The organism is Rhodococcus sp. IC4_135, from assembly GCF_011602025.1.
In the GTDB taxonomy this organism is placed as follows: domain Bacteria; phylum Actinomycetota; class Actinomycetes; order Mycobacteriales; family Mycobacteriaceae; genus Rhodococcus_F; species Rhodococcus_F baikonurensis.
In genome coordinates this window covers 60,343-84,243 of sequence record NZ_JAAOLG010000022.1, presented here as the reverse complement: position 1 = coordinate 84,243, position 23,901 = coordinate 60,343, and the positions used below count along the sequence as shown (strand labels likewise).

Below are 23,901 nucleotides of genomic sequence, written 5' to 3'. Positions count from 1 at the left end.
CATCGCCACTCCTATGGCTGTCCCACCTGTGACATAGACGCTATTAGATAACCATGAGGGACAGGGCGACCGACACGCCGTGCCTACCGTGCCTTCATCCTGATGCGGCGCTAGAGATAACACGCAACAATGTTCTGGCACAACAACTAATTGCCGTAGAGACGAAGCCCGGTACGCGGAACTGTGTCGTCATAGCGGGAACGCTTCAGGATTCCTACACCGGTACGACCTTCGAGTTCGAGAAGGCCAACGCATCGGCGGTTCAGATCGACCACGTGATATCTGCAGCTCTGTCAAGAGGGCTGGCAATCATCGCTGCTCAACATGTCGGCGATATGTAGCTGACTGAGACGGTGGCGCTGTAAGTCGCGGGCCGCTGCAGAGAAGGCGGCTCTTCAACTTTGTCCGGGCAACCCGGGTTCAGGTGCGGTCGAACCTGTCGCGTGCGGCGCTGATCTACCCCCTCAGCGAGGCGGCGGCAGCGATCGAGGCCAGCCGCACCGGACATGTCCGCGGCAAGGTCGTGCTGGAGGTGAACTGACAACCTACCTCTGGAATACCCGAGCAGCACAACCGATCAGACGTATCTCATCCGCACCCGCCTTGGCGGGCAGACCGACTGGAGCATCTCATGACGAACGACACCAACACCGACACCGCCGACGCCGTCGCCGTGGTCGACGCCTACGGGCGCGCGCTCGTGGCCCAGGACCAGGACGCGATCTTGTCCCTGTATGCCGAGGACGCCGAGATCATTCCCGAGAATCTGCCGAGCCTGCGCGGGTTGCAGGCGATCGACACCTTCTACACCAACACCTTCGCCGAGATCAACATGGAGGTCACGCTGCAGGTGAAATCGGCCGAGGTGCACGACGGATTCGCCGTGGTGCGTAGCGAGCAGCCCGTCATGGTCACGACCGTGGCCGAAGGCGCGCGCATCCCCAGCTATTTCCGCGAATTGTTCGTGCTGGGTAACACATCCGGGGGTTGGCGCATCAGCAACTACATGTTCTCCCAGAGCCCGGGACAAGCCGAGGCCCCGGCTTAACGGCCCGAGGATATCGCCACTGTCCGGTTGTGGCTCGAACGTGCCGAGGCCGGCGATATCGACGGTGTGCTCGCGCTTTTCCGCTGTCTCACCGTTGCACCGCGCCGCGATGCCGGTGCTTCTGCGCATGGCCGAGGCGCCGGCCGACTCGGGCACCGGCCTGGCGCTCGCCGACCGGAGGTTGCAATCTGCTCTGGCGGTCGAGTCTCACTTTTGAACGCCGTGGACGCGACGGACAGGGTGACGCACCCGAGTCCGTGGTGCGCTCTGTGTTGTGGTGCGGGGCGCCCGCAGGAAGGCTGGGATCTCATGGCACGTGTTCACACCGGTGAGTCGGCGCTCGCCCGAGCGGTCCGTATCGTGGAGTCGTTCGGTTTGGACGACTCCACCCTGACCGTGTCGGAGATCGCCCGCCGATCTGAGCTGCACATCGCGACTGCCTCGCGTCTGATCGAGGAACTGGTGGGCTGCGGGTGGCTTGAGCGGGAGAACCGGCGGGTGCGGATCGGGGTGCGGTTGTGGGAGGTGGCCTCACGCGCCTCGTCGGCCGTGGGATTGCGGGAGGCGGCGATGCCGTTCATGGAGGACCTGCACGCGGTGGTGGGCCAGCACACCCAGCTCGCGGTCCTCGAAGGTGACGAGGTGTTGTTCATCGAGAGGCTCTCCGCCCCGGGGGCGGCGATCAACTACTCCCGGATCGCGGGGCGGTTGCCGTTGCACGCGTCGTCCTCGGGGCTGGTCCTGCTCGCCTACGGGCCGACTGATCTGCAGGAACGGGTGATGTGTCAGCCGATGAAGGTCTACACCGATAACACCATTCGCAACGCGCGGCAGCTCCGGTCTGCGCTGGCGGAGGTGCGGCGGCAGGGATACGCGTTCTGCGCGGGTCACATCTATCCGGAGACCACCGGGATCGCGGTCCCGATCCGAGACGCCCACGGCGCCGTGATCGCGGCGGTGGCGTTGATCGTTCCCAATGACGACGCCGCCTACGCGCAGATCCCGGCGTTGCAGGCCACCGGCCGGGGCATCTCACGTGTGATGGCCTCCCACATTCGCGCAGGTTAGTGACCGGACCCACAATTTCTCTCTCATTTAATGAGAATGATCTGGCATTGGGGTGGCCGGGCGAAGGATCCTCGATCTGAAGACGAGATCAAGGAGTTTCAGATGTCTGCAAGCCCCGTGCCCTCCGGCGCACCGGCGGACTCCGCATTGCGGGTCACCGCGAAAGAGGTTGTGTCCGAGGGGGTCGTGGCGTTGACGCTGCGGCATCCCGATAACCGGCGGTTGCCCGACTGGGCACCGGGCGCCCATATCGATCTGATGCTGCCGTCGGGTATGACGCGGCAATATTCCCTGTGCGGGGACCGGTGGGACGCCTACAGTTACCGCGTCGGAGTGCTACGCGAAGCGGATGGCCGCGGTGGGTCGGCATTCATCCACAACACGCTCGCCGTAGGGGACATGGTGGGGGTGGGCGGTCCCCGCAACAACTTCCCCTTGGCGCCGGCACCGAAGTACCTGTTCATCGCCGGTGGCATCGGGATCACCCCCTTGATCCCGATGATCGCGCAGGCGGAATTGATGGGCATCGACTGGCAACTGCTCTACGGCGGGCGGACCCGCAGCTCGATGGCGTTCCTCGACGAGCTCGCCGCGTACGGCGACCGGGTGGTCGTGGCGCCGCAGGACGAGTGCGGGCTACTCGATTTGCAGACTTGGCTCACCGCGGCCGCCGCCACCGGGACGAAGGTGTATGTCTGCGGTCCGGAACCGTTGTTGAACGCGGTGGAAATGTGTTGTGTGGATTGGCCGGTGGGCAAGCTTCGGATGGAGCGGTTCGTTCCGAAGGAGCAGGGCGCCCCGGTACGGGATGAGCCGTTCGATGTCGAACTCGCCCGCAGCGGGCTGACGGTGACGGTCACCCCCGACGTGAGTGTGCTCGATGCGGTGCAGGGCGCTGGGGTGAATGTGTTGTCCTCCTGCGGGGAGGGGACGTGTGGCACCTGTGAGACCGCGGTCCTGTCCGGTGCACCGGACCACCGTGACTCCATTCTGGAGGACGACGAGCGTTCGGCGGGTGACTGCATGTTCATCTGTGTCTCCCGTGCCTGTTCCGACCGCCTCGTTCTCGATCTGTGAGATCTCATCCCGACGAAGGACTTTCTGCCGTGACTACGTTCGCCCCCGCTCCCCATGTGCCGGTCAGCCATGTTGACCCGTTCGCCCTCGATGTCCTCGATGACCCGTTGCCGTTCCAAGCGGACCTGCGTGACGCCGGACCGGTGGTGTACCTCGACCGCTACGAGGTGTTCGCGATGGGCCGCTACCAGCAGGTGCACGCCGCGCTGACCGACTGGCAGGGCTTCCAGTCCGCCGCTGGTGTCGGGTTGAGTAACTTCCGGTACGAAAAGCCGTGGCGGCCACCGAGCCTGCTACTCGAGGCCGACCCGCCGCACCACGACGCACCCCGATCGGTGCTCAGCAAGGTCCTCGGTCCGCGGGCGCTGCAGAAGCTGCGCGCCTCGTGGCTGGCGGACGCTGAGGTGCTCGTCGATCAGGTCCTCGACTCGGCGACGGAATTCGATGCGGTGCCCGCGCTGGCGGCCGCGTTCCCGCTGCGGGTGTTCCCCGACGCCGTCGGGATCCCCGAGGCCGGACGGGAGAACCTGCTGCCCTACGGCGATCACCTGTTCAACGCGTTCGGGCCGGTCAACAGCCTCGTCGAGAAGGGCGCACCCCGGGTCGGGGAGCTGTCCGGGTGGGTCAACGCACAGTGCACCCGCGACGTGCTGTCCGAGGACGGGTTCGGGGCACAGATCTGGGCGGCCGCCGACCGCGGCGACATCACCTACGAGCAGGCACCCCTGATCGTGCGCTCACTGCTCTCGGCCGGGGTGGACACCACCGTCAACGGCCTGGCCGCGGTGTTGTACGCCTTCGCCTCCCATCCGGATCAGTGGGCGCGGGTGCGGGCGAACCCGATGCTCGCCCGCACCGCCTTCGACGAGGCAGTGCGGTGGGAGTCGCCGGTGCAGACGTTCTTCCGCACCGCCACCCGCGACATCGAGGTCGGCGGCACACTGATCCCGGACGGCCGCAAGATTTTGATGTTCCTCGGCGCCGCCAACCGGGATCCGCGCCGGTGGGAGAACCCGGACGCCTTCGATCTCTCGCGCAACCCGTCCGGGCACGTCGGATTCGGAATGGGCATCCACCAGTGCGTCGGCCAGCATGTCGCCCGCCTCGAATCCGAGGCCTTGCTGACCGCGCTCGCCGCCCGAGTGAAGACGATCGAGTTCACCGGCACCCCCCGCCGGCACCTCAACAACACCCTCCGATCCTGGGAATCGGTCCCGATCCGGGTGCAACTGAACTGACCGGGGGACGATGGTGAGCGGGGAGTAAGGAAGGTCAGCCCGGTGAGTATCCAATCTGCCCCGGAGCCGAGAGGCGAGCTCTCCGCGCAGCAAGGAATGCTGCGCGAGGAGATCGCGCTGTCCTGGCGACGCTCGATGCTCAGCGGCCTACGCCCCGATGACACGTTCGACTCGGCCTCGATCGAGGAAACCGACCGGCGCAGCCGCCTCTTCGACGCGGCCACTCCGATCCTCGACCGCATGCAGGACGATCTCGCCGACACCCGCTACTGCGTGCTGCTGGCGGACCGGGACGCGCGCCTGATCGATCTGCGCGTCGGCCAGCGCCGCATCCAGGACCGGATCGAGGAAGACGGCGCGATCCGGGGTCGGCTGTTCACCGAGGAGAACACCGGCACCAACTCCATCGCCACCGTGTACGAGACACGCCAACCCCTCGCGGTGCGGGGGGAGGAGCACTTCGTCGAGGCAATGAAGAAGTACAGCTGCTACGGCTATCCCCTCACTCATCCGACCACCCGGCGGCTCGAGGGTGTGCTCGACGTGACGTTCCTCAGCGAGGACGACAGCCCGCTGCTTCGGCCGATGCTCACCCGCGCCGTCGAGGATGTCCACCGCCGACTGCTCGAGGGCGCCCGATCCACCGAGAGCGCCCTGCTCGCGGCGTTCCAGGAAACCGTCTCCCGCCGGCGTGGTGCGCCGGTCGTCGCGATCGGTGAGGACGTGTTCTTCGCCAACACCGCCGCCCAGCAGGTCCTCGACTCGGTCGATCACACCGTGCTGCGGGCGGTGACCGAAGGCACACCCAGCGGACGTCAGCTCACCAAGGACCTCACCCTCAACTCCGGGTTGGCAGTGCGGGCGATCTGGAGCCGGGTGACCTCACGCGGCGGGGTCGTTCTCGAATTCGACCCGGCGGAGACGCCCCGTCACCGCCAGTCGGTCGTGGACCGGCGGGAGGTGGGGGCCGCACCGACCCGAACGGTCACGGGCAGGCTGGCCGCCGCACGGGAACACCGCTTCACCACCCTGATCACCGGTGACCAGGGCACCGGCAAGAGCCGCGCCCTGACGACACTGGCGGGCGATACGCCGGTGGTCCGGCACCGCGCCACCGTCCTCACCGACGCCCCCGCAGCTGACTGGCTTGAGGATCTGCGCCAGTCCCTGGACACCCACACCGGGCTGGTCGCCGTGGAGGACTTCCACTTGCTGCCCCCCGCGATGGCCCGCCGGGTCGGTGACCTCCTCGCCGACAGTCACACCTGGTGGGCGATCTCGAGCGGACCCCTCGATGCCCACGCGGCCGAACACCGGCGGATCCTGCCGCACTGCCGCGTGCAGATCACCCTCGCGTCCCTGCGCTCGCGGGCCGACGAGATCCCGCAGATCGCGCGGGAGATCCTCCGGGAGATCGGCGCCGCCGACAGTGTTCGGCTCACCACCGGCGCCCTCGACGCGCTCACCCGCCACCGGTGGCCGGGCAATATTGCGGAACTGCGGACGATCCTCGAGGCCGCCGTCCGTCAGCGCTCCTCGGGCGACATCACCGCCGATCAGCTGCCGGCGTTGAGCTCAGGACCCCGGCAGGAGCTGAGCCCCCTGCAGCGAGCCGAACGCGAGGCCATCGAATGCGAGCTCGACCGCAGCGGCGGCAACAAGCTCGCCGCGGCGAAGAACCTGGGCATCAGCCGCACCACCCTGTACAAGCGGATGAGCCAGCTGGGCATTCTCGGCTGAACAACACCGCCAGTGTGACGAAAAGTGTCCAGAACGCGAACACTGCGCAGACGTGATCGGGGTCACCATGGGTTCACTATCGATCCTGTTTGAAGGAGCTTTGCAATGACGCTGTACATCGACTCGCTGTTCATCGGGGGCGAGTGGATCCCGCCGACCTCCTCGCATCGCATCAACGTGATCTCAGCGAGCACCGAGGAGCACATCGGATCCGTGCCCGAGGCCCGCGAGGCAGACGTCGATGCGGCCGTCGACGCGGCGCGTGCGGCGTTCGACGACCCGTCCGGGTGGAGCCAGTGGAGTGCCGCTGACCGGGCGGATGCCCTCGACAGCCTCGCCGACCAGCTCGAGGCGCGCGGGGAGGAGATGGCCCGCCGAGTGGCGGCGCAGAACGGTATGCCGATCGCCATTGCCCGGCAGCTCGAAGCCGGTTTCCCGGTCGCGGTGATTCGCTACTACGCGGGCGTGGTCCGCACCGCCTCCGCTGAAGAGTCCCACCCGCATCTGCTTGGTGGTACCACTACCGTCCGCCGCGAACCTCTCGGCGTCGTCGCCGCGATCGCACCCTGGAATTTCCCCCAGACCCTGGCCTCGTTCAAGTACGCGCCCGCTCTCGCAGCCGGGTGCACCGTGGTCCTCAAACCGTCCCCGGAAACGGTCCTCGATGCTGCTCTGTTCGCCGAGGCCGTCGCCGCCTCCACCATCCCGGCCGGGGTGATCAACATCGTTCCCGGCGGCCGCGAGGTCGGGGCCTACCTGATCGCGCACCCGCACATCGACAAGGTCGCCTTCACCGGCTCCACCGCCGCCGGCCGCCAGATCGCCGAAGTGTGCGGCCGGCTGCTGCGCCCGGTGACCCTCGAACTCGGCGGCAAGTCGGCGGCCATCGTGCTCGATGACGCCGACCTCGATCTCGCCACCATCGGGGAGAAGCTGTTCGGGGCGACGCTACTCAACAACGGTCAGACCTGCTTCCTCGGGACCCGGATCCTGGCCCCACGGAGCCGCTACCACGAGGTGGTCGGTGTGTTCGAGGCGCTCGCGTCGTCACTGACCGTCGGTGATGCCCTCGACGAGGCCACCCAGATCGGCCCGATGGCCAGCGATCGGCAACGCGAACGCGTCGAGGGCTATATCGCCAAGGGCCTCGGGGACGGCGCACGTCTGGTCACCGGTGGAGGTCGACCACAGGCTTTCGACACCGGCTGGTTCGTCGAACCGACCGTCTTCGCCGACGTCGACAACTCGCACGCCATTGCGCAGGAAGAGATCTTCGGCCCGGTGCTCTCGGTGATCCCCTACACCGACGTCGACGACGCCATCGCGATTGCGAACGCCTCCGACTACGGCCTCGGCGGCACCGTATGGACCGCCGACCCGGAGCGCGGCATGGAGGTCGCCCGCCGGGTACGGACCGGCACCATCGGCATCAACACGTACCTGCCCGACCCGAGTTCCCCGTTCGGCGGCGTCAAGGACAGCGGCATCGGCCGGGAACTGGGCCCCGACGCCCTCACCAACTTTCAATCAGTCAAGTCGATCTACGCGTAGGAGCAGACGATGAGCAAGGGTTACAAGTGGATCGTTGCCGAACGCGAAAGCCTCGATCCCTATGTGGACTACGAGAAGATATGGAAGCTGTCGACGTGCTACTACGTCAACGACTTCATGATGAATTTCCTCTACACCACCGGTTTTCCGCACTTTATCCTCCCCCCGCACGGTGGTGAGGTCATGTACCGGTCCAACACCGGAAAGGCGATCCATCAGCCGGACAAGCGTGAATCCGATACCGCCAAGCACTTCTGGCGGTGGTTCGAGCTGGGCCCGTCCGATCTGGCCACTCAGAAGTCGATCAAGCAGGTTAACGCCATCCACCAGGGCATCGCCAAGAAGTACCCGGGCCGCTATACGAGCCTGGAGGACTTCACGTACACGATGTGCTGGATCGGCGCCGACATGCATCGACTGCGGCTCAGGGTCGGCCTCTCCGGTTACACCGAGAACCAGAAGATCGCTACACACCTGTACTGGCAGGAGATTGCGAAACTGTTCCGCGGGGAAAACCGCGATTCGCGACCAGGGACCCCCGTGTTCGACGCCCCGATCTCCGACTTCCCCAGCAGCTTCGACGGAATGCTCGACTATATGGACAGGTACGAGGCGATCGACTACCCCTACACCGAAGCGGGTGCCGCCACCTGCGAGGCGATCATCGACCAGTTCACCCATCGCTGGTTCCCCAAGGGAACTCGATTCTTGGGCCGACAGATGATCCTGTCGCTGCTCGACGAACCTCCGCACCGGGTTCACCGCCTGCCGTACCCGAATGCCCTAATCCGCAAGGTGATGGAGTTCGGTTTCGCGGCGGTCGTCTACACCCAGGAACACATCCTGCCCGACCCGAAACTCTCCACCCCGGAGAAGCACCGCCGTGCTGCCGCCGCAAAGAAGCCACGCGAGGTGGCGGTGGCCTGATCTTTGGGTCCGGTGGAAACAGCGGTCGGCCGAATCCACCACCAGACACGATGAGCGCCCCGGGAACGAAGTCGTTCTCGGGGCGCTCATTCGTGATCTTGGAGATCGCTGCGGCCCCAGGCAGCGGCGGGGCGGAGCGAGCTACGCGCTCGGTGACCGGCCAGCGGTGACCGGCAGCGCCTGAACCTCCGACCCCACTCGCTCGACCAGCACCGCCATCTCGTAGCCCACCTGACGTATGTCGCAGCCGGCTGCGGCCAGCACCGCGAGCTGCGAGCCGTCCCCGACACTCATCAGAAGCAGAAATCCGCCGTCCATTTCGACGACCGATTGCAGCACCGCACCGCGGTCGAACAACTGTGCTGCACTCGCCGACAGGCTGGCCAGTCCGGAACTGACTGCCGCGAGTTGCGTGGCCCGGTTCTCGGGCAGATGTTCGCTCGCAGCCATGAGTAGCCCGTCGGTCGAGACCAGGACAGCGTGTGAGACCCGGGGGACGTCCCGGGCGAAGCTGGACACCAGCCAGTCCAGCGGTCGGAGGTTGTGGTCAGTCATCTCTGTGGGCCTTTCACTTCGGGTGCTCGGGGATATGGTCACGTGGGTCGGCTCGTTGACCGACCGTTCCGCACCCCGGCGAGGTGGCGGGTGAGGTTTTCGCGGATCGCGTCGGGATCACGGCGCCGGGCGGCGCCCACACCGTCCAGTCCTCCGGGAACTATTCGGTCACCGGGAACGCGTTGCGGCAAACCGGATTCGGTGCGATTCTCGACGGGGGCGTGCGCAGCGTGTCGGGCCGCGGACCACCCGGCATCGGCCGGGGAGACCCACTCTGGCCCGGGGCGTGAGCGGGGCGTTGCCGGGTCGGTCAACCATTCCGAGACCATGCCGAAGAAGATCGGGGTGGTCACGCCCTCGTCGTCCGTCACCGCAGCCGGGACAGGTGGGGTGTACGCCGAGGTACGCAGATGCCGCGGACTCGAGGCGGTGGAGACGGTTTCGCTGTCCGGGCCTGAACCTCTCGCCGGCTCTGCGGACTCACCGTCACCGGACTCGCTCGCACCAGAGAGGTTCGACTGCACAGGACGCACCCGGACGGGGAGTGCGGGGGACGGCACGGGCGGCACCGGTGGAGGTGGGAGGGATGCTGTCGGTGGGTGTTCGTCACGTGGGGAGGCGAGTGCGAAAAGGGTCGCCGCGGGCGCGGCCGGCCGCCGCCGCTCGATCTCGGCCGGGGAGACCAGCAGCTGACCGGGGATGTCGACGGTAGCGGTGACATCGCCGTTACGGGCCACCGGTGTCGTCGCGGTCAGCTGCACCGTCACCCGGTGCCGGGCGGCGAGCTGACCGACGACGAACAAGCCCATGTGCCGGGTGGTGTCCGCGGTAGCATCGGCCCGGGTGGCCAGGCGGGTGTTGATCGCTGACACATCATCTCGGGAGATACCGATACCGTGATCGACCACGCTGATGACGGTGCCGCCCTCGATAGTGCGGGCGAACCCGATCATCACCGTGCTCTCAGGTGGTGAGAAGCGCAGGGCGTTATCGACCAGCTCGGCGAGAATATGCACGAGATCAACCGCGACGGAACCGGTCAGCGCCCCCGACGGAGCAGGCCTCACCTGCACCCGCTGATAGCTCTCCACCTCGGAGATCGCGGCACGGACGATGTCGCCGAAGCCAATGGGCGCCTGTCGGGTTCGGCGGTCGTGATCGCCCGCCAGAATGAGCAGGTTCTCCCCGTTACGGCGCAACCGCGCGGCCAGGTGGTCGAGACGGAAAAGGTGTTCGAGCCGCGTCGGGTCGCGTTCGTCGCGTTCGAGCGTCTCGATCAGCTTGAGCTGTAGATCGATGAGGGACTTGTTGCGGGGGCGGTGTTCGACCGGGGGACGGATAGGCAGCGGCGAGGATCCGCGACAAGTCTTCGCGGATCGCAGCGTCGCGCACGAGTTGCCACAGGCGTTCGGAGAAACGGGCCCAGGTCATCCCGAACCGCAGAAAGGTCTCCTCGTGCGGCGGCCCACCGTACGGGGCCCACTCGAGTGCGAAGGTCACGAAATCCTGCGCTTCGGTGGTGAGCTGATCGATCCCTTGCCATCGCAGCCAGGCGGTGTGCCGGTGATCGTGAGATCGCCGCGACCGGCGGGGATGGCCATTGGCGGCGACCCCACGATCTGGAGCGGTGGTGCGAACGGGGATGATCATGTGCTGGACTTCCTTCTGGTCCGAATACGGAGTCGCTGGGCTCTGCCGCGGATCGAGCGGCTGCACAGCGCTGATGGCGCCGAGCACGAAGATGTCCGCACGAAGGCGAGAACTCACAGTCGAGTTCCCTGCCTCCGCGCGGGGTTGGTCGCCGATTCGCACATCGATGTAGCCGGTCAGTTACCGATGACGGGAAGAAGTAGCGAGATCCTGAGCTTCGAGTCGATCGTCTGGCTCAGGGTCAGGGTTTGATCGAGGAGCGGACCGAGCGCACGCGCCTTGGCGTCCGCTTCGACGAGGGTGCCGGCGACCGACTCGGCCGGGACCGCCGCAGCATTGGCCTGTTCGGCGGCGGACTGGCCGGCCGCAATGATTCCCTGCAGCGGGGCGTCGGCGGCTTGCAGGGCGGTCGACAGTGCCTGCAACTGCTCACCGAGCGATCCGAGGGTGGCATCGGCGCGGGTGAGGGAGTCGATCACCCCGACCACCTGCGGCATGCCCTGATGGATGGCCGCGTTCGCCGGTGGGAGCTGCGCCGCACCGTCCAACGCTTTGTCGGTGGTGTTGTCGACGGTCCTCGCCTGCGCCACCCCGTCTTTGAAGATCTCGTTGGAGACACTGAGATCACGGGTGACGATCAGAATGCCCACCAGCATGGCAATGGTGAAACCCAGGGCCAGCGCCCAGGAAAGACGGAACATGATGCTGTCCTCTCCCTCACTTTTCGGCCGATCGGTCGAAAGAGGCGAGGTCACGGGTTCGGGGTGGGTGCGGTGACACCCAGCGGCGGAAGATTCAGGGAGTTCACCGGCGGGCCGATGACCGCCAACAGCGGACCGAATTCCTGCACATGCCGGGACTCTTCCTCGATGTTCGCCAGCGTCGCCGCGATCGCCGACCCGCGCGGACCGAGCTCACCGAGGGTGCCCTGCACTGTGCTCAGGTTCGTGTTGATCGACTCGAGTTGAGTGGTCACCGAGCCGACCGCGGTGGCCAGGCCTGCCACGGTCGGGCCGGCCTGATCGGTCCGCCCGGTCACCATGGCAACCAGATCGGGCAGCGGACCGGCGATCGCGCTCACATTCTGGGTGGAGGAGTTCACGGTCACCGATTGGCCCGGCAGTTCCGCAGCCTTGGCGGTCAGGCCTTCGAGATCGTCCGCGAGGGGTGTCAGGGCTTGGATGTCGGCGGAGAGCTGTGCGTGCTTGGGCACGAAAATCGAGGTCAGTTCATCCAGTTGCCCCGCGGAAGTGATCAGTTCCTGGCTCAGGGTTGACGGCCGGCCCAGCGGGTCACTCACATCGTCGAGCCCGGGCACGAAACCGTTGAGGACGCACAGCACCAATGCCGGGCCGACCCCGACCGCCAGTACGACGGCCACCCATTGCTTTTTCGAGATCATCGTTGTCCTTCGGTGGGGGCGGGAATGATGGCGTCCTGCTCGGGCACCAGCGCAAGCTTGTTCGTCGTCCGCGTCAGCTCGGCGTTGAGCTGGTTGACCAACTCGAGTGCTTGGCTGAGTTCGCCGTCGACCGCCGACACCGTTGTGTTTGCAGTGGAAGAGATTTCATGGAGCGACGCGGCGGAGCCCTGCAATGTGGTGGCCACCGTCTCGAGCTGTTGCGCGATCTGGGTATCACCCTGACCGGCGGCGACCAATGCCTGGGCGTCGGGAAGCAGTGCCGCCAGATGATCGACATCGGCCGCGGCCGTGGTGTTCAGCTGAGCCAAGATTCCGGCTAGCTCGTCGAGCTGTTTGCGAGCGGTAGCCGGCGCGGTCAAATCGGTTCTGTCGGCGAAGAATTCGTTGGTCGTTCGAAAGTTGTCCACGGTGGCGCGAGCGCTGTTTTGCACCTGCAAGCCCTTGTGGATGGTCATCATCACCATCACGAACAACACGATTGCCAGCACGGCGGCGAGGCGGCCGAGCCACTCGGTAGCCACCGCGAACCCGGAGGAACCGGGGATCATCGTGGCCGGCACATCCGTCCGCCGCCGCAGTGCCCCCTTCCGGGTCGGCGCTGATGCCTGCGCATCGGATCGTTGACGGCCGCTCGGAAGGTCGTCCGGCGGAAAGTCAGAGCCCTGTTTCATGAAGTGTGTCCAGACGGGAGAAGGAAAACGGTCGAGGGCATGGAAGCGGCCTAACCGGGGAGCGGAAGCATCTGATTGATCGTCTGCACCGAGGCCACGGAGCTGCGCAGGTCCGCCACCAACGCCTGCACCACCGCGAGGAGTTGATTGCCCTGCTCACCGAACGCCTGCGCCGACGACACCAACGGCAGAACGGTGTCGTGCACCTGGCCGAGGATTGTCTGGATGTTGGTCAGCTGCTCGTTGGTCATTTGCGCCCCGGAGGTGCTGCTCGACAACATTTGCGCCGCCGGGCCGATGGCTTCATCCAACTTGATCAGCAGCGGTTCGAGAGCCGATGTGGCGTCCAGCGCCCCGCGGGCAGTGTGCGTCAGTTCGGTCAACTGCCGCAGTTCTCCGGTGAGCGTGTCGTTGACGGCGACGATGTCCTCGGATGCGGCAATGCTGGTGAGGTTCACCTGTTGCTGATTGTCGAGGCGATTGTTGAGGTTGAAGATCACGAAGGCGAACAGGCTCAGCACTCCGACGGCCACGATCGCCAGGACCATACGGGCGGGACCGCCGCGTCGTCCGAAGAAAATCACTTTCCGTTCCTACTTTCCGGACAGATCGTTCGCGGACTCTTCCGCGGACAGACGGGCACTGTGAACCTTGTCGGCGGTCGAGCGCGCATCGGTCAGGATCGTGTCCATAGCGGCGGTGTTGCCGGCCAACGCCGAAGTCGCTCCGTCGATCGGCGGCTGCAACGAATTGACATGTGTGGTCAGAGCGTCCAACGACATGACGAGGTCGTCGACATTCGAGCCGGCCAGGTCGAGGGTGGCGTGCAGGTCACCGTTGATCTGGGCGGTCAGGGCCGTCAACTCCGCACTGACAGCCGCGTCGGTGGCGTGCACACTGGCCAGTGCGGCTTCCATCTTGTCCAAAGCGGTGAACGCGGACAGCGTCACGTGCTCATGGGCGACCAATTCGCTCAGCGCCGGGTTGTAGTTGTTGGCGGAGACCACCGCCTGATCGAGCCGGTACGGGGTGGCAGTGAGGTTGTACACCCGGGGCGCCAGGTAGAACGCTCCGAGGGGAATCAGGGCCGCGATTACCACCGCGCGGGCGATGTTCGTCTTGCGTGAAGAGGGCGCCGGGCGCTCGAGCACAGCGTTCTCCTGGTGCGGTGCGGGCCACCCATACGGGTCGGTGAGGGCATCATCGGTGCTCGGTGCGGCACTGTGGCGGTTGCGTCCGGACAGCGCTGTCATCAGTCGACTACCGAGACGAGGGCGATGGTGCGTAGTGCGGCCACCGTGTGGGTGAACAAACCTTTGACGACGAGCTTGCGGGTGGCGATCTCCTTGAGCACCCGCAAACCCCTTTTGGTGAAGAAGCCCACCGGAATCAACCCGCCCATCTTCATCGGCAGCTGCGAGACGTCGAGGATCTGGTCGACAGTGGCGATGACGGTCACGCTGGGGCGACCGACGACGTCGTTGAACACGACCGCCTCGTCGGACTTGAACACGACGGTGCAGGCGGACTCGGTGTCGGTGCTGACGATGGTGACCGGTCGGGCCATTTTGCGGGCCAGCCGCACGCGCCCGGGGAAGCTGTCGAAATTCTGGCCCAGAAGGGTGCTGACGATGGTGGCCACACCGTTCGCTTCCGAGCCGTCGTACAGAGTGACGGGATATGCCGTGGGGGCGACAGTTGTCATGGGCAAACGCCTTTCAGAGCGGAGGGGCAGGGAAGCTGTGCTTCTGCGCGGGGACCCGCCGAATCAATGAAGAGCCCCGCGCAGAGTGAAGCTGGTCGGGTCAGACGTTCCAGTCGGTGTCGACCTGCCCCCATGACCGCAGGAAACTGTTGAACGCGTTGGCGTTCTCGATCGCCGCAGTGATGGGTCCCTTCACCAGCTTGAGCTGGCCGGCCATCAGGAGCTTCTTTCCCTCCGAGACGCCGTCGGCGCATTCCCGCCACGTTGGCAATGCCGCATCGATGATCACCCACAGATCACTTTCATCGAACTGGGCAGGGGTCCAGGAAACGATCTGTCCCGCCTTCCATTCCACGTGAGTGACCGCGTCAATCGAAGATGGTACCCATCATCAGTGGCGGGGAGAGCGACTACTCTTCCCGGGGAGACGTCGCTATCGCCGAAATGCTGGCTCGCCGAATAGAACCACTTGCAACGAATACGGACTTCGCTGCCCGCCGACCGGAGCACGTTCAAGATCCCGACTATCAACCACCACGGGAAGATCGTCGACGAGAAGCTACTGGAGCGAACCGGAACCGTGCTCGAGGTCCAACTTTGGCCGGTGACCGCTCGAAACGGCGACCTTCTGGCAGTCGTTCCTACAGTTGAGTTCGACGGTCACCGGGGATTGCATTCCCTCTCTGATCTGCAGAGGACAGTCCTGACTCGGGTACAGAGATGATTGGCTCTGGATCGTACGTTCTGGTCAGAAATCCCTCAACATCACCTTGTGAGAGCACTTGCTTCATTCGACTTGGCTCCAATCGATCTGTGCGCATCCGGAGGGGGAACCGGGACGACTGTTTTTCGGATCGGCCGCCGCATTAGCTGACTACCCGGCCGCTGACGGCCGCATGTTTGGCACCACCCGGCCGTGTGCGTGGAAGGTCGCGGCGTTCGCGCAACCCGAGTAGCACCAGTGCGATCAGGGCGGCCGAGAGGGATGCTGCCGCGGCGGCCCAGAACACCGCCAGAAAGGCGCCGAACGTCGGAAAGGATTCGCCGGCCGTCATGCTCATGGCGGTTACGGCAGCCAACACTGCGCTGGCGATCGACGTGCCGAGATACCTCAGGAGAGTGTTCAGTCCGTTCGCCGAGGCGGATTCGGTAACCGGAACCGCCCTGATGATCAGCGTGGGGAGCGCGGCGTAAGTCATCGACGTGCCCGCTGCCACCAGCACTGACCCGACGACGATTTGCCAAAGGTTTCCGCTGAGGTACACGCGTGCGATGTAGGAGCCGGCCATGACCCCGGCTCCGGCGAGCAACGTCATCTGCGGGCCGCAGCGGCGGATGAGGCTGGCGGACACCGGCGCCATTACTCCGAAAATCGCGGCGATCGGTGCCATCCACAGGCCGGTGTCGAGCACGTCGAAGCCTAGTCCGTAGCCGGAACTGGTTGGGCGTTGTAGGAGTTGGGGGGTGATGAGCATGTTGGCGAACATCGCGAACCCCAGCAGTAGAGATGAAGCATTAGTCAGCAGAACGGTGGATCGGGCTGCGATGCGGACATTGACGAGAGGGTTCCCGACCCTCAGTTCCAAGGGAACCCAGGCGATCAGCAATACGGTTCCGCTTGCGACGAGGGCAAGGGTGGGGCGTGCGGTCCATCCCCAGTGAGCGCCTTTGGACAACGCCAGCATCACCGTGGTTAGGGCCACGGTACCGACGATCGCCCCCAGTAGTCGAACGCGCCACCTGTTCTGACGGGTGACTCGTCGATAACCTTCCAGATTGAAGTGAGGACTATGACTCCAACAATGCCGGTGACCCAGAAGATTGCACGCCAATCCATATGCGCTGCAATCAAACCAGCTAGGGGTAGTCCTGCACCCGAGCCGATTGCCAGGCTGGCGCTCATCAACGCCACACCGAGGGGGACGCGCTCTCGGGGCAGTTCGTCGCGCATGATCGCGATACCGACTGGGATTAGTGACAGCCCGATGCCTTGCATTGCTCGTGCGGTGATCACCAGTGGAAGTTCGGTACTCAACGCTCCCAGAACTGAGCCGAGGACCATGACGGCGAGCGTTACCAGCATCATTCGCTTTTTTCCGAACATGTCGGCGAGGCGGGTGACGGTCGGAATGGATACGGCACCGAACAACAGAGTTGCAGTGACCAACCACGACGCGTTGTCCGCAGTGGTGTTCAACAGTGCCGGAAGGTCAGGTAAAAGGGGTAATACGAGGGTCTGTTGGAGGGAGACGACGGTGCCGGTTAGCGCGAGAGTCGCTACAACTGTCCAGCTGCGAGACGAAGACTCCGGCGTTCCGGTGGGTGCGGGAGAGCTCACAATTACCTCATCTTGAGAGTGGTGAACAGGCGTTTGCCGAATGAATCGTCGATTGCTCACCGAACGATGTGGAACCGCGAAAAATATTCTGAGGAAAAGGGTCCTGACTAGTGCTCCCCAAGTTTGGGGAACGCGGGCCCAAAAGATCGGCTCGCGGACGATCGTCCTGGGTTACCGATTTTTGTTGACGAGGAATAGATCTGGATTCTTCTGGCTGATCATGAGCAGAGGGGATGGAACTGGTTCAGCGGTATGTCGGGCGTTTCCAACTCAGTACGCAAACTCAGGCGGCACTGCGTGATTCGATAGCCAGATTCTCACTGTGCAGAGACGATCCGCAATCCACTTTCGCGTGATTCACCTGCAAAAATTGGACCGACCGGTGACCCTCACCGGTCGGTCCAATCCTCCGCGGTCCGGTTGTTCGGCTTGTAGATGACCGCCATTCTGGTCTCGCGAGCCCTTACCTGAAGTGCAGAGCGGTGTGCGCGGCCGCTGCTACTGCATTGCCACCGGAGAAGGGTTCCATCAAGCCAAGCGCGTCATCCCATCGACAGTGAGAATATGGCCAGTGATGTAAGAAGAGTCCGGGGACGCCAAGAAGGCGAAACTTCGGGCTATGTCTTCAGGTTCTCCGAGTCTTCCAAGTGCGCTGTGTGATGCTTTGTCCGCGAAGCCAGTCGCGGCCGAGTTGGCTCGTATCCGGCCAGTCATCGTGTATCCGGGTGATATCGCGTTTACCCTGATATTCAGTTGGCCGAGATCGGCAGCCAGGTAGCGGGTGTAGTGCGCGAGGGCGGCCTTCGACACGGCATATCCTGCATATGAGCCGTCTGGCAGAACGTTTTCAGCGGACAGCGATGTGGTGTTCACAATCGACGGGTTCGCAGACTCGCGAAGAACGGGTACAGATGCTTGACACATGTAGATCGCAGACATGAGGTTGACGTCCAGCGCGCGACGAATATCAGAGGTGCTGGTTTCGCTGGCTCGACTGCCCTCGAACGGCATTGTTGCTCCACCTGCGATATTTATCAGTATATCGAATCCGCCCCATTCTTCCCGAACTGCGGACACGATCTTCGCGGCGTTCGCTTCCTCCGTGAGATCTGCTTCCAACCCTAGTGTCCGAGCCCCAAGTTCTTTGATGGCATCGGTAGTCAAATCGTCTGGCTCTCCTGGGATTTCAATTCCGGAGCGAAGATCGATATCTACGACTGCAACGTCTGCCCCCTGGGTAGCGAGAGAAATCGCAGTTGCGCGGCCGATGCCTCTACCGGCGCCGGTGACGATAGCTCGCAAGCCTGCAAGTGTAGAACTCATAATGTCTCCTCGGTTCTTCGATACGACAGGGACCAACTAGCTGCCTCCGCGTTGTGGCCGCGGTGATGCGATTCGGTGACGGGGCCCCACGGTTTGGGTGTGACCACACAGCCCTTGAGCCGAATATTTTCCAACATCTTTGAAACCTGCAGTGAACGGAAACGGGCACGGCCGGGGGCGGGAAGGAAGGCGGTCGATGCTCACCTGCTTACCGCTGTCGGCCGCGCCCAAATCTACTATTCAGGTTTCACTACTGTTTGAGGGCGTAGCCCTGAAGCCCCCCGTCGGCTGCCCAGTCGTGCAGGACGTCGTAGTAGGCAAGGGGCCCGTCTCCGTACCTCCCGCCGATGAACAGGTCGGCCGGCGTCTCGGCTTTACCTTCGGCGTTGTAATAGCCGGGTGTGCACTGAGCGAAGAATCGGAACATCGCGTTATTCTTGGGTGATTCTGCGATGATTCGCACCCATTTTTCGACGTCGTCGGGTTGGGCTTCGACCGACCGTGCGTTCTTGGCCTCCGTTTTCCCGACGATGTGTGCGACATACTGGGACTGCTCGTCCAGGAGATGTACAGCGTTGACCGCCGACGCGGTCTGTGTGTTTCCGCCGATGAAGAACATGTTCGGAAACTTGTCGGTGGACATGCCGTGTAACGTCCGAACACCGTTCGCCCAGTGCTGGGAGAGCGTGGTCTCTCGACCGACGATGTCGAATCCCGTTAATTCGGTGTAGGAGATGGGGGATTCGAATCCCGTTGCCATGATCAGGCAGTCGAGGCGATGTTCCACACCGTTCACGACCACTCCGTTGGGGGTGAAGCGTTCCACGCCCTGACCGTGGGTATCGATCAGGGTCACGTTCTGTCGGTTGAAGGCGCCAAGATAATCGTCGTGCCACCCAGGCCGTTTGCACCACCAGCGATACCACGGCTTGAGAGCTTCCGCGGTGGCAGGATCCTCGACAATAGCGTCGACGCGCCCGCGGATTTGATTCATCAACCTGTAGTCGTTGATTTCGGACAGTTCTCCGAGTTCTTCCTGCGTCGGAGTGCGTCCCAACCTTTCGGTCACCGAATCCTCGGGTTCAGCGAGGACCTCGAATGCTCCAGTCCAGCCATCGCCCACCAGATCAACCTCTGGCCGTACGTAACCGGCTTGGGTGCCGAACTGTACGTGAGCTTGGAAGTTCTCACGGCGTTCACGTTGCCAACCAGGCTTCGACATATCGACCCAGTCGGGTCCGGTTTCACGTTGTCCGCGCACCCCGACTGTCGAGGGAGTCCGCTGAAACACCAGCAGTTCGCCGGCGTCCTTGGCTACTTCGGGCACGATCTGCAGGGCCGTCGCGCCTGTTCCGACGACTCCGACTCGCTTGTCTTTCAGACCGGTCAGATTGCCGTCACTATTACCGCCTGTGTAGGTGTAGTCCCAACGGCTCGAATGGAAGATGTGTCCTTGGAACTCATCGATGCCGGGCAGGTTGGGCAGTTTGGGCAGGCTCTGACGACCGCACGCGAGGATGAAGTAGTCGGCGGTGAGCTTGTCGTTGCGATCCGTTCCGATGTGCCAACGGTTTTCGTCTTCGGACCACTGTGCGCCTGTGATTGCGGTGTGGAAGCACGCTTTGTCGTAGAGACCGTATTCTTTGCCGATGCGCTGGCTGATCTCGAGCATCTCTTCTGCATAGGCGTAGCGGTGTTTTGGAGCGTAGTTCAGCTCTTCGAGCAAGGGAAGGTAGATGTGTGCTTCGATATCGCACATCGCACCTGGGTATCTGTTCCAGTACCACGTTCCACCGAAATCGCCACCCGTCTCGATCACTCTGATGTCTGTCACGCCGGCATCGCGGAGTCGAGCACCCATCAACAGTCCACCGAAACCACCGCCTGCGATGATGACGGAGGTGTGATCTGTCAAAGGCTCGCGGGGAGCTTCCGCATCGCTCCATGGGTCGCGGCTGTATTGCTCGAATCGCCCCACTGATGTGCCGACGTACTGCTTCTTCCCATCCGAGCGGATGCGGCGGTCACGTTCGTAGTCATATTTCTCTTTCAAAGCGGTTGGATCGAAATCCAGCTCGCCAATGAGTTTTTCGTTTGACACTGGTTCCTCACCCTCGTCTGATGGCGTCTGTTCGATCGACGCCGAGTGCAGGTCTGCTTGGTGCGCATCCCTGGCGGTGTTGAAGCGAATCCGGGGCACACACTGCTGGGCGGTGATGACGGCTTTTCCGGGTGTCGGCATCTGCTGCCGTCGCACTGCATTGAGTCAATCAGTGATCGGCGTCACCTTGAAGCGACATCGGTCGCGACGGACCGAGACAATTGTTGCGAAAACGCACAGCCACTTTGTCGAGATCAGCGGGTTGCAGGACGGGCTCGTGGCACCCCGAGGCGCAGGCAACAGGAGGCCAATCAGGCTATCCCCGTGCCTTTCACAGCCGGAAAGCCGCCACGATCGATCGTGGCGGCTTTCACGGCGACGCCGGGGGTGGTGCAGTAGCGCCAGGAGTGTCACTGAGCTTTCGGTAGTACTACAACAGGCGAAGCAAGGTGGCGTTAGCTTGTCCGCCGCCCTCGCACATCGTCTGCAGGCCGAACTCGATGTTGTTCTCGCGCATGTGATGGACCATGGTCGTCATCAGCCTGGCGCCACTTCCACCGAGTGGATGCCCGAGTGCGATTGCACCTCCGTTCGGGTTCAACCGTTCCTCGTCGGCCCCGATTTCCTTCACCCAGGCTAACGCGACCGAGGCAAAGGCTTCGTTGACTTCGTAGGTCCCGATATCGCCGATCTTGAGTTTGCGTCGAGCGAGCAGCTTCTCGGTCGCCGGAATCGGTCCGGTAAGCATCGGCATGGGCGGTGATCCGACGACGACAGCTGTGTCGATCGCCGCAATCGGCGTGAAGCCGAGTTCGGCGGCGGTGTCGGATCCCATGATCAGGAGAGCCGCCGACCCGTCACTGATTTGAGAAGAATTGGCCGCGGTGACCTTTCCCTCCGGAGTGAAGGCAGGCTTGAGTGTGGCGAGTGATTCGAGGGTGCCGCCGCGGCGAATACCTTCGTCGAGCGCTACAGTGTCGCCTCCGACCGGAATGGCAGCGATTTGGGATTCGAAACGTCCTGCATCGATAGCGGCTGCCGCTTTGGCGTGGGAGGTCAGTGCGAACTCGTCGAGTTGTGTTCGTGACAGTTCCCATTGTTCGGCGATCTGTTCTGCACCGATTCCTTGATTGGGAAAATCGGAGCCGAATCGCTGAGCGTACAACTGACCCAAAGGTGAATCGCCTGCGGCTGTAGAGGATCCGATTGGGATACGAGACATCGATTCGACGCCACCGGCGACAACGATGTCGTAATGCCCGGCGACTACGCTTGCTGCGGCAAAGCTGACGGCCTGCTGCGACGACCCACATTGGCGGTCGATGGTGGTGCCCGGGACGTGAATCGGCCACCCCGCAGACAATGCGGCTGTTCGAGCGATATCGAAGCTCTGTTCGCCGATTTGACTGACGCATCCCCAGATGACGTCCTCGATCAATGCAGGATCAAGGCCGGTTCGTTCGATGAGTGCGCGGAGCACGTACGCAGACAGATCGGCGGGGTGAACCGGCGACAGCCCTCCGTTTCTCTTTCCAACAGGCGAGCGGACGGCATCGACGATGACTGCTTCACGAGACATGATCTTGCTTTCTGATAAGGCGGAACATGGTGTCCGAGTTTGTGCGGGTTGCCGCTACTGGTGGCAACGGGGGTGAGAACGTACTCAGAACCACCCGGGGGGCATGTTCAGCGTTGTCCGATCGAGACTGGCGAGCAGATCGAACTGTGCTGTCGTCGTGGGGAGTTCGTAACGGAAGAAATAACGCGTCGCCTGCCGCTTTCCGTCGTAGAAATCCCCCGGTGAATCACCGGCCGCGAGGAACTGCTCGAGCCAGATCCATGCGACGACGACGTGGCCCACGGCCTCGAGGTAGACGGACGAGTTGGCAAGTGCCTGCGCTTTGTCAGGTTCGGACCGCAGAAGCGTCGTCACTTCATAGGTTCGGTCGAGGGCGGCTCTCAATTCGGTTGCCAGGTAGGCTGTTTCGCCGCCGAGGTTAAGGGCGCGGTCGATGGTCGAATCGATGGTGCGTACCAGCAGATCGAGGCCCGCACCGTCTTGCATCGTCATCTTTCGGCCGAGCAAGTCCAGACCTTGGATGCCGTGGGTACCTTCGTGGATCTGGTTGAGTCGGTTGTCGCGGTAGAACTGCTCGACGTCGTAGTCGCGGGTATAGCCGTAGCCGCCGTGCACCTGGATGGCAAGGTCGTTCGCGCGTAGGCACCATTGCGATGGCCAACTCTTCGCGATCGGGGTCAAAACGTCGAGCAGTAAGGTCTTCTCGGCCCGCTGCTCGACATTGTCGAGGGTGTCTTGTTCGTCGACGAGGTTGGAGCAGAACAAGCCGAGGGCGAGAGAGCCTTCGACGTAGGCCTTCTGCGCGAGGAGCATCCTTTTGACATCTGTGTGTTCGATGATCGATATCGGCTTGGATGCGGGGTCGCGGTTCGTTTGACTTCGTCCTTGAACACGGGTGAGGGCGTACTCGACCGATTGGCGGTAGCCGGCGTAGCCGAGAGCCGTAGCGAGGAACCCGACGCCGATTCTCGCCTCGTTCATCATGTGGAACATGTAGTTCAGCCCGCGGTTCGGTGCACCAATGAGGTAGCCGATCGCTCCGCTCGAACCTTCTGGTGCATAGCTGCCGTCCCCGAAATTCAGCAAAGCGTTCGTCGTGCCGCGGTTGCCCATCTTGTGGTTCAACCCGACGAGCGCCACATCGTTGCGTTCTCCGGCATTGCCGTCGGCGTCGAGTACGTACTTGGGAACGATGAACAGTGAGATCCCTTTGACTCCGGGGCCGCCTCCCGGGATCTTTGCGAGCACGAGATGGACGATGTTCTCACTCAGTTCGTGGTCGCCGCCCGAGATCCACATCTTCGTGCCGGTCAATCGGTAGCTACCGTCTGACTGTTCGACAGCTTTCGTCGTGATATCTGCCAGGGACGATCCTGCCTGGGGTTCGGACAGACACATCGTTCCGAAGAATCGTCCTTCCAGCATCGGCCGGACGTAGGCATCGATCTGCTCCTCGGTTGCATGCGCGACAAGAAGATTCGCGTTCGCAACTGTAAGAAACGGATATCCGGTGGTGGAGGCGTTCGATGCCTGGAACCACGCCACCGACGCCCGCATGACCGACATCGGCAGTTGCATGCCACCGAGAGACTCGTCGAACGACCCAGCGAAAAGCCCTGCCTGCGCAAATACCTCGAGAGCCTTCTTTGCCTCGGGCGTGGTGATGACCTTTCCGTCCTCACCCACCGTCGGTTCCTGGGCGTCGGCCAGCTTGTTGTGGGGTGCGAAGAACTTCGCGGCCATGTCCTCGCTGAGCTCGAGGACAGCGTCGAAGGTCTCTCGTGAGTGTTCTGCGAACCGCGGGCGTTCGGTCAGTGACTCGACATCGAGCCATTCGTAGAGCAAGAATTCGATGTCGCGTTTGGAGAGCGGTGGCGTGGTCATGAAAATCCTTTGTTCTAGATCTT

At 63.4% G+C, this 23,901-nt stretch carries 23 protein-coding genes; 7 read left to right on the top strand and 16 right to left on the bottom strand.

Going from position 1 to position 23,901, the window contains the following annotated elements; genetic code table 11:
- Positions 1-631: 631 nt before the first annotated feature.
- The 7 genes from G8767_RS27460 (at position 632) to G8767_RS27430 (ending at position 8,649) form a co-directional block, all read left to right on the top strand.
- Positions 632-1,048, top strand: coding sequence for an SgcJ/EcaC family oxidoreductase (locus G8767_RS27460; protein ID WP_166812939.1), 417 nt, complete (start codon positions 632-634; stop codon positions 1,046-1,048).
- Positions 1,049-1,357: 309 nt separating this feature from the next.
- Positions 1,358-2,116, top strand: coding sequence for an IclR family transcriptional regulator (locus G8767_RS27455; RefSeq protein ID WP_166812937.1), 759 nt, complete (start codon positions 1,358-1,360; stop codon positions 2,114-2,116).
- Positions 2,117-2,218: 102 nt separating this feature from the next.
- Positions 2,219-3,193 carry a PDR/VanB family oxidoreductase gene (locus tag G8767_RS27450; RefSeq protein WP_166812935.1) on the top strand — a complete coding sequence of 325 codons (975 nt, stop codon included), beginning with the start codon at positions 2,219-2,221 and terminating at the stop codon, positions 3,191-3,193.
- 29 nt (positions 3,194-3,222) lie between these two features.
- Complete coding sequence (locus G8767_RS27445) at positions 3,223-4,431, top strand: cytochrome P450 (protein ID WP_166812933.1); 1,209 nt, start codon at positions 3,223-3,225, stop codon at positions 4,429-4,431.
- A gap of 42 nt (positions 4,432-4,473) precedes the next feature.
- Positions 4,474-6,171 (top strand): helix-turn-helix domain-containing protein, encoded by a 1,698-nt coding sequence (locus G8767_RS36610; RefSeq protein WP_166812931.1) that lies wholly within the window; start codon positions 4,474-4,476, stop codon positions 6,169-6,171.
- Between the two features lie 105 nt (positions 6,172-6,276).
- Positions 6,277-7,722 carry an aldehyde dehydrogenase gene (locus G8767_RS27435; protein WP_166812929.1) on the top strand — a complete coding sequence of 482 codons (1,446 nt, stop codon included), beginning with the start codon at positions 6,277-6,279 and terminating at the stop codon, positions 7,720-7,722.
- A 9-nt stretch (positions 7,723-7,731) separates the two neighbouring features.
- On the top strand, positions 7,732-8,649 hold the full coding sequence (locus G8767_RS27430; protein WP_166812927.1) for a hypothetical protein: 918 nt from the start codon (positions 7,732-7,734) through the stop codon (positions 8,647-8,649).
- Between the two features lie 141 nt (positions 8,650-8,790).
- Here the strand turns inward: G8767_RS27430 and G8767_RS27425 are convergent, their stop codons facing one another.
- From G8767_RS27425 to G8767_RS27350, 16 genes are all read right to left on the bottom strand, one after another.
- Positions 8,791-9,204 (bottom strand): roadblock/LC7 domain-containing protein, encoded by a 414-nt coding sequence (locus G8767_RS27425; protein WP_166812925.1) that lies wholly within the window; start codon positions 9,202-9,204, stop codon positions 8,791-8,793.
- Between the two features lie 38 nt (positions 9,205-9,242).
- Positions 9,243-10,403: an ATP-binding protein gene (locus G8767_RS27420; RefSeq protein WP_166812923.1), complete on the bottom strand. Its 1,161-nt coding sequence runs from the start codon at positions 10,401-10,403 to the stop codon at positions 9,243-9,245.
- On the bottom strand, positions 10,393-10,971 hold the full coding sequence (locus G8767_RS27415; protein WP_166812921.1) for a hypothetical protein: 579 nt from the start codon (positions 10,969-10,971) through the stop codon (positions 10,393-10,395). Before G8767_RS27415 ends, G8767_RS27420 begins: the two co-directional genes overlap by 11 nt.
- A gap of 59 nt (positions 10,972-11,030) precedes the next feature.
- Entirely contained in the window at positions 11,031-11,555 is a 525-nt protein-coding gene (locus G8767_RS27410; RefSeq protein WP_029537698.1) for a hypothetical protein, read from the bottom strand.
- A 50-nt stretch (positions 11,556-11,605) separates the two neighbouring features.
- On the bottom strand, positions 11,606-12,256 hold the full coding sequence (locus G8767_RS27405; protein ID WP_166812919.1) for a hypothetical protein: 651 nt from the start codon (positions 12,254-12,256) through the stop codon (positions 11,606-11,608).
- Positions 12,253-12,948, bottom strand: coding sequence for a hypothetical protein (locus G8767_RS27400; RefSeq protein WP_019747327.1), 696 nt, complete (start codon positions 12,946-12,948; stop codon positions 12,253-12,255). Before G8767_RS27400 ends, G8767_RS27405 begins: the two co-directional genes overlap by 4 nt.
- Before the next feature lie 50 nt (positions 12,949-12,998).
- Complete coding sequence (locus G8767_RS27395) at positions 12,999-13,532, bottom strand: hypothetical protein (RefSeq protein ID WP_029537700.1); 534 nt, start codon at positions 13,530-13,532, stop codon at positions 12,999-13,001.
- Positions 13,533-13,541: 9 nt separating this feature from the next.
- Positions 13,542-14,201 (bottom strand): hypothetical protein, encoded by a 660-nt coding sequence (locus tag G8767_RS27390; protein WP_166812917.1) that lies wholly within the window; start codon positions 14,199-14,201, stop codon positions 13,542-13,544.
- On the bottom strand, positions 14,201-14,653 hold the full coding sequence (locus G8767_RS27385; RefSeq protein WP_166812915.1) for a hypothetical protein: 453 nt from the start codon (positions 14,651-14,653) through the stop codon (positions 14,201-14,203). The genes G8767_RS27390 and G8767_RS27385 overlap by 1 nt, the downstream gene beginning before the upstream one ends.
- 100 nt (positions 14,654-14,753) lie before the next feature.
- Positions 14,754-15,008 (bottom strand): hypothetical protein, encoded by a 255-nt coding sequence (locus G8767_RS27380; RefSeq protein WP_240952856.1) that lies wholly within the window; start codon positions 15,006-15,008, stop codon positions 14,754-14,756.
- Between the two features lie 511 nt (positions 15,009-15,519).
- Positions 15,520-16,356, bottom strand: a complete 837-nt coding sequence (locus tag G8767_RS27375) for an MFS transporter (RefSeq protein ID WP_166812913.1) — start codon at positions 16,354-16,356, stop codon at positions 15,520-15,522.
- Positions 16,347-16,991 (bottom strand): MFS transporter, encoded by a 645-nt coding sequence (locus G8767_RS27370; RefSeq protein ID WP_166812911.1) that lies wholly within the window; start codon positions 16,989-16,991, stop codon positions 16,347-16,349. The genes G8767_RS27375 and G8767_RS27370 overlap by 10 nt, the downstream gene beginning before the upstream one ends.
- A gap of 528 nt (positions 16,992-17,519) precedes the next feature.
- A complete protein-coding gene (locus tag G8767_RS27365) occupies positions 17,520-18,314 on the bottom strand; it encodes an SDR family oxidoreductase (protein ID WP_166812909.1) in 795 nt (264 codons plus the stop codon).
- A 250-nt stretch (positions 18,315-18,564) separates the two neighbouring features.
- Complete coding sequence (locus G8767_RS27360; RefSeq protein WP_240952855.1) at positions 18,565-20,367, bottom strand: NAD(P)/FAD-dependent oxidoreductase; 1,803 nt, start codon at positions 20,365-20,367, stop codon at positions 18,565-18,567.
- 478 nt (positions 20,368-20,845) lie between these two features.
- Entirely contained in the window at positions 20,846-21,994 is a 1,149-nt protein-coding gene (locus G8767_RS27355) for a thiolase family protein (protein ID WP_166812907.1), read from the bottom strand.
- An 84-nt stretch (positions 21,995-22,078) separates the two neighbouring features.
- Positions 22,079-23,878: an acyl-CoA dehydrogenase gene (locus G8767_RS27350; protein ID WP_166812905.1), complete on the bottom strand. Its 1,800-nt coding sequence runs from the start codon at positions 23,876-23,878 to the stop codon at positions 22,079-22,081.
- Between the last annotated feature and the right edge of the window lie 23 nt (positions 23,879-23,901).